General features: G+C 67.9%; 6 protein-coding genes. 3 read left to right on the top strand and 3 right to left on the bottom strand.

Going from position 1 to position 6,088, the window contains the following annotated elements:
- Together VHU88_09720 and VHU88_09715 are read right to left on the bottom strand one after the other, a co-directional pair.
- Positions 1–328: hypothetical protein (locus VHU88_09720; protein HEX3611951.1), on the bottom strand; the 328-nt coding region annotated here is incomplete at its 3' end.
- Positions 329–547: 219 nt separating this feature from the next.
- Entirely contained in the window at positions 548–2,059 is a 1,512-nt protein-coding gene (locus tag VHU88_09715; GenBank protein HEX3611950.1) for a fatty acyl-CoA synthetase, read from the bottom strand.
- Between the two features lie 154 nt (positions 2,060–2,213).
- Between VHU88_09715 and VHU88_09710 the strand changes: the two genes are divergently transcribed.
- The 3 genes from VHU88_09710 to VHU88_09700 all read left to right on the top strand — a co-directional run bounded on the left by VHU88_09710 (position 2,214) and on the right by VHU88_09700 (position 5,626).
- Entirely contained in the window at positions 2,214–3,314 is a 1,101-nt protein-coding gene (locus tag VHU88_09710) for an NAD(P)-dependent alcohol dehydrogenase (GenBank protein ID HEX3611949.1), read from the top strand.
- A 45-nt stretch (positions 3,315–3,359) separates the two neighbouring features.
- Complete coding sequence (locus tag VHU88_09705) at positions 3,360–3,593, top strand: class I SAM-dependent methyltransferase (GenBank protein ID HEX3611948.1); 234 nt, start codon at positions 3,360–3,362, stop codon at positions 3,591–3,593.
- 347 nt (positions 3,594–3,940) lie between these two features.
- Positions 3,941–5,626 carry a hypothetical protein gene (locus tag VHU88_09700; protein HEX3611947.1) on the top strand — a complete coding sequence of 562 codons (1,686 nt, stop codon included), beginning with the start codon at positions 3,941–3,943 and terminating at the stop codon, positions 5,624–5,626.
- Positions 5,627–5,752: 126 nt separating this feature from the next.
- Here the strand turns inward: VHU88_09700 and VHU88_09695 are convergent.
- Positions 5,753–6,088 (bottom strand): hypothetical protein (locus VHU88_09695; protein HEX3611946.1); only part of this gene is annotated, 336 nt, incomplete at its 5' end.

Genomic DNA, 6,088 nt, shown 5'->3' with positions numbered 1-6,088 from the left:
GATCAGCCAGGCCCAACTCCAGGGCGACCTCGGCGTAGGCCGAACGCTCGGCGAAGTCCAACTCCTGGGACTGCTCCCAGGTCTGCGGGTCCACCCAGGCGGGGCGCTCCGCCTCGTGCCGGTCCAGGGAGTCCGCGACCCATTCGGCCATGGCCAGGACCTGCTCGCCCTGGACCATCGCGATCTGCCGCTCCAGTACCCCGATGCGGGCCAGCACGTCGGTGCCGTCGGTGACCGCGCCGGTCCCGGTGGTCTCGCCCGCGGTGGCCGCGAACCAGTCCAGGGCCTCCTCGACCGACATGAGTCGGTTCGAACTGGTGTTCGACATGAGACTATTCTCGCCCGCTTTTCCCGTCTCTGCAAGGGAAATCGGCAATTCCGCGAACCCGATTTCGGTGGTCGTGTCCAGTCTTGAGATCCGTGACCGACGTCCAACGGACCTGCACAGTGGTTACGGTCCGAACCGCCCCTCCTGGCAGGCCGCCTGAACCGCAACCAAAGCACGGCACAGCAGCCACTGACGGTCCGTCAGCTCGCCTCCCGAGCCTCACCCGAGCTGGTCGCGAAGCACCCGCTTGAGCAGCTTGCCGGAGGCGTTGCGCGGCAGTGCGTCCACGAACTCGACCCGCTTGGGCACCTTGTACTTGGCCAGGTTGTCCTTGGCGTGGGCGATCAGCTCGTCCGCGGTCGCGGTCGAGCCCGCTCGCAGTACGACCACTGCCGTAACCGCCTCGATCCACTTCGGGTCCGGCGTCGAGATGACCGCGACCTCGGCGACCGCCGGATGGGTGTAGATGCAGTCCTCGACCTCACGTGAGGCGACCAGGACGCCGCCGGTGTTGATGACGTCCTTGATGCGGTCGACGACGGTGATGTAGCCCTCGTCGTCGATGCGGACCAGGTCGCCCGAGTGGAACCATCCGCCCTCGAAGGCCTCCGCGGTCTCCTCAGGCTTCTGCCAGTACCCCTCGCACAGGTGTGGGGACCGGTAGACGACCTCGCCGGTCCCGCCCGGTTCGACGTCGGTGCCGTCCAGGTTGATCACCCGGAGCTCGACGAACATCACCGCCCGGCCGCAGGAGTCCGGCCGCGCGGCGTGCTCCTCGGGACGCAGCACGGTTGCCAACGGCGCGATCTCCGTCTGGCCGAAGCAGTTGTACCAACCCAACTCCGGCAAGGCTTTCGCGATCCGTTCGCGCACCGGGCCAGGCATGATCGATGCCCCGTAGTAAGCCTTGCGCAGGCTGCTCAGGTCGTGCCGGGTGAAGTTCGGGTGCTGGGACAACGGGACCCAGACGGTCGGGGCGAGGAACATCGCGCCGATCCGCTCGGTCTCCACCAACTCCAGCATCACCGGGATGTCCGGTGTGCTCAGCAGTCGGTTACGGGCCCCGACCGCCAGCCACGGCAGCATGAACACGTGCATCTGCGCCGTGTGGTACAGCGGCATCGCGTGCAGCGGGGCGTCGTCCTCCTTGGCGTCCAGCGCGATGATCACCGACGCGTAGTGGTGGACGTAGGCGCGGTGGGTCATCATCGCGCCCTTCGGCCGCGACGTGGTGCCCGAGGTGTAGATCAGCTGGCAGAGGTCCGAGTCGGCCACCGCCGCGTCGATCACCGGGACCTCGCCGGTCGAGGCCAGGTCGAGCAGGCTGCCCGGGGTCCCGTGCAGCAGCAGGTGGTCCGGGGCCGAGTCCAGCTTGCCGAGAGTGGGGGCCAGGGCCGGGTCGGCCAGTACCAGCGATGCGCCGGACTGCTCGATCAGGTAGGCCAGTTCGTCGCCGGCCAACGAGTAGTTGATCGGGACGTGGACGAGCCCGGCCCGACAGGCGCCGAGGAACGCGAGCAGGTAGGCGTCGCTGTTCTGTCCGTAGGCCGCGACCCGGTCGCCCTTGCGCAGGCCGAGGGCCAGCAGGGCCCCGGCGGCCCGGGAGACCGCGGCGTCGAGTTGCGCGTAGGTCCACGACCGGTCCGCGAACAGCAGGCCGACGCGGTCCGGCCACCTGCTTGCCGAGCGGCGGATGATGTCGTCGACGGTGCTCGAACGCGGGTTGACCATGGCTGTCCCTCCAGTGCGACACCCGAAGTCTGCCGCACAGCGCTCAACGGGTCATCACGTCGGACCCCGGCTGGACAGGCCGGCCTCTTGCTTCCCTCAGCGACGGCGGATAGGACTCGAATGCCACAAATTACCTAACCGGATCGGAGCCGCAGTGAGGACAACCGCTGTCGTCTGCCGCGAGCAGGGCAAGCCGTTCGAGCTCGAGGAGATCGAGATCGGCCCGTTGCGGGAGGACGAGGTACTGGTCCGCGTCGTGGCGGCCGGTGTCTGCCACACCGACCTGATCTGCCGCGACCAGTGGTACCCGGTCCCGCTGCCGTCGGTGTTCGGGCACGAGGGGTCCGGTGTCGTCGAGGAGGTCGGCAGCGGGGTCCGCAAGGTCAAGCACGGAGACCACGTCGTGCTGACGTTCGCCTCGTGCGGCACCTGCAAGCCGTGCCAGAAGGGCCACCCGGCTTACTGCGCCGAGTTCTACGTTCGCAATGTGACCGGCGGCCGCGTCGACGGCAGCAGCGGGTTGACCGGGCAGGGCGGGCGGATCAACGGGCACTTCTTCGGTCAGTCGTCCTGGGCCGGGTACTCGCTGGCCACCGAGCGCAACGTGGTCAAGGTCGATCAATCGGCACCCCTGGAGATGCTCGGCCCGCTGGGCTGCGGCATCCAGACCGGTTCCGGTGCGGTGTTCAACGTGCTGCGGCCGCTGGCCGGGGAGAGCATCGCGGTATTCGGCGCCGGGTCGGTCGGCCTGTCCGCGATCATGGCCGCGAAGGCGGTCGGCTGCACCACGATCATCGCCGTCGACCTGAAGGACCACCGACTGGAGTTGGCCAAGGAGCTCGGCGCCACCCACGGCGTCAACCCGTCGCAGGTCAACACCGTCGAGGCGATCCAGGACCTGACCGGCGGCGGCGTGGACTACGCGCTGGAGATGACCGCGGTGCCGGCGGTCTTCGGCGATGCGGTGAACTCGTTGGCCACGTTGGGGACTGTCGGCGTAATCGGCGCCACCGCACTGGGCGTGCACTACAGCTTCGACCTCAACGGGCTGATGATCCCTGGCAAGAAGGTCGTCGGCATCGTCGAGGGCGACAGCGTTCCCGACGTGTTCATCCCGCGCCTGGTCGACCTGATCGAGCAGGGCAAGTTCCCGGTGGGCCGACTGGTCGCGAACTACCCGATGGCCGAGGTCAACCAGGCCGCCGCCGACACCGAGAACGGCGTCGTGGTCAAGCCGATCCTGTTGATGGGCTGACGGTGAACGCCACGGACCGGGGATACGCCCTGCAGAACGCGTTGGCTGCGCGATCGGGTCGGGGCGTCCGGCAAGGTGACGACGGTCGACCTCGACCCCCGCTTCGTCCGCGCCGACCCTCGGCCGAACCTCGAGGTGATCGCCGCGGACGTGCTGGCCGAGCCGCTCCCCGGTGGGAACTACGACCTGGTGCACGTCCGGGCGTTGCTGATGCATCTGCCCGGCGCGACCCGGCTGCTCGGCGCGTTTGGGCGGTCGAAGTCGGGACCAGGTCCGTGACGCCGACGTTCCCGGGCGGTTCCGGGCCGGCCGAGTTCTGGAACCTGTCCTTCGAGTCAGGTCGAGCCGCTGCTCGTCGCCGGGGGGCCTGACTCCGGCGGCGCGCGCGGCGGTCGGGGCCGAACTGGCCGATCCGGACCGCTGGTTCCCGTTCCTGGCGATGCTCTCCGGGTGGGGTCGCCGGCCTGCCTGAGGAAGCAAACGCAACACTCGTCACCTCCTCGCGATATGCCCCTTGCGGGTATGTCGAAGGGCCTCGACCTGACCGATCCGGGCATGGTGCGGTCTCCGGGTGCGCGGGTAGGTTCGACGGACACCCCGACAACGACGTCAGCGGAGGCCGGTTGATGACCGCGACCCACATCCCGCACTGGGAGTACCAGCACCACACCGCCCGCGATGAGAGCGGAAGCGTCGCCGAGTACGACCCGAACGCCGAGTGCCCGTTCAAGGTCACCTCGATGCGCCAGATCACCCCGGGCGTACCCACCCTGACCGACGAGGCCCTGGGCTGGTTGGCGTACCTGCATCGGCGCGCCACCGTCCACTCCGCGGGCAAGTGGAGCAAGGACGACGCGGTCCACATCTCGTGGGACAACAAGACCGGCGACCCGATCGACAACTACTACCGCTACGACCTGACGTTCTCCTCGTTCGTGTTCGCGCTGATGGCCGAGCACACGCCGGCCTGGCGCGAGGCCTACACCGAGGCCATGGACGTCCACCTGCAGCGGTTCCTCGAGTACTGGACGTTCTTCGACTGGGTTCAGAACAAGGGCGACGACCCGGACCGGCTGAACTACCCGGACTGGTGGTACGACGTCCTGATGCCCAAGGGCATGAAGGGCAAGTACGACTCGCCAGGCTGGGCCGGCAACGGCAGCCAGGGGTACGTCTACGACCCGGACCCGGTGCGGGCCAACGGCTCCTGCAACGTCATGTACAAGGGCTACCTGTCGATGCTGACCGGCCTGTACGGCTACATCTCCGGCAACGACAAGTTCGACCATCCCTTCAAGCTGGTCTACGACGACTCGCTGGTGTTCGAGTACGACAACAACCGGCTGAACGAGCTGATCGCCAACCAGCTCTACGCGACCGCGTCGGGCCTGTCGTGCGAGGTCACCAAGGCCTTCGGCTGGTGCAACAACATCGCCGGCATGGGCCTGCGGCTGCACGACATCACCCACGGCACCGAGCACGTCGCCGCCTACTACGACTTCGCCGGGTGGTTCCGCAAGAACTACCTGGTCGGTGGCGAGGGCAACGACCCGATCGAGCGGTTCGCGCTCTACCACGACATGACGCACAAGATCACGATGAACGAGACCGAGCACCAGTTCGCCCACAACTACATGGGCACCGCGTTCAACGGGTCGGGCCTGGTCCCGGAGCTCTACGAACGGCTCTACGAGGGCGGCATGCGGCAGTTCTTCTGCCCGCAGGAGGACGGTTCGGCCTGGATGACCGGCATGCCGGGCATGGGCATCGACTTCCACTACGCCACGTCGACCGCGTTCTCGGCCAGCAAGGAATACGGCGACACCGAGCGCAACGCCGCGCTGCGGGCCTGGATCGGCAAGGAGTACCAGCCGACCTGGGACACCGAGCTGGGCGAGTTCTACCACCACCTCGGGCTGGGCGAGAAGTGGCCGCGGGCGCAGTTCAACGCGTGGCTGATGAACGGCTACACGATCACCAAGCCGGGTCAGTGGCGGAACATCTTCCAGAACCCGAACGTCAAGAAGTTCCGTGAGCCCACCGTGGAAGGCGTCGACTTCCCGACGGTCCGACCGCGGCAGGCTTACTACGACGCGGGCCAGAAGGCCCTGTACGTCTCGATCACCTCGTGCGACAAGGCGAAGCTCGGCGAGCCGACCTCGTTCCGAGTGACGAACCTGCTGCCCGGCACCCGCTGGCGGCTGACGATCGACGGCGTCCACACCGACGGTGTCGAGCCCAGGGGCGGCACGATCACTGTCGACACCAAGGTCGGCGCACATGCGATCGTGCTCCAGCAACTCGGCGCATGAGTAGCTGATCGGAACAGAGTTCGGGGCGCCCGGGAGATCTCCCGGGCGCCCCGATGCACGTTGTCCGCCTCCGAGTGATCTGACTTGGCGTCAGATAACGCGCGGCACAGGCCTTTCGTCACCCGCTCAGAACAGGTCGCTCTCGTAGGCGGCGCGGGCTTGTTGAGCGGCATGGTCGAGGCCGTGGGTCCCGCCGCCGCCGGAGCTCACCGGAACCTGGATGGACGCCGCGGCCTGCACCGGCTGCAGCGTCGGCGCCGGTGTTACCAGCGACGGCGGGACCACGATGCGCTCCGAGCGGGGGGCGTCGGGCGCTTGCATGTTGTCGGAGATGATGCGGCCGTCGCGCATGACGACCAGGCGTTGGGCGCGGCCACCGACGTCGCTCTCGTGGGTGATGACCATGATGGTGCGCCCGGCCGCGGCCAGTTCGTCGAAGAGGTCCAGCACGTCGGCGGTGGA

Source organism: Sporichthyaceae bacterium (genome assembly GCA_036269075.1).
GTDB lineage: Bacteria > Actinomycetota > Actinomycetes > Sporichthyales > Sporichthyaceae > DASQPJ01.
Note: the sequence above shows the minus strand (reverse complement) of the source record. Positions and strands in the feature narration are given on the sequence as shown.

Excerpts from the sequence above, each read along its gene's own strand:
- VHU88_09715 (HEX3611950.1), bottom strand. The coding sequence starts at position 2,059 with ATGGTCAACCCGCGTTCGAGCACCGTCGACGACATCATCCGCCGCTCG.
- VHU88_09700 (HEX3611947.1), top strand. The coding sequence starts at position 3,941 with ATGACCGCGACCCACATCCCGCACTGGGAGTACCAGCACCACACCGCC.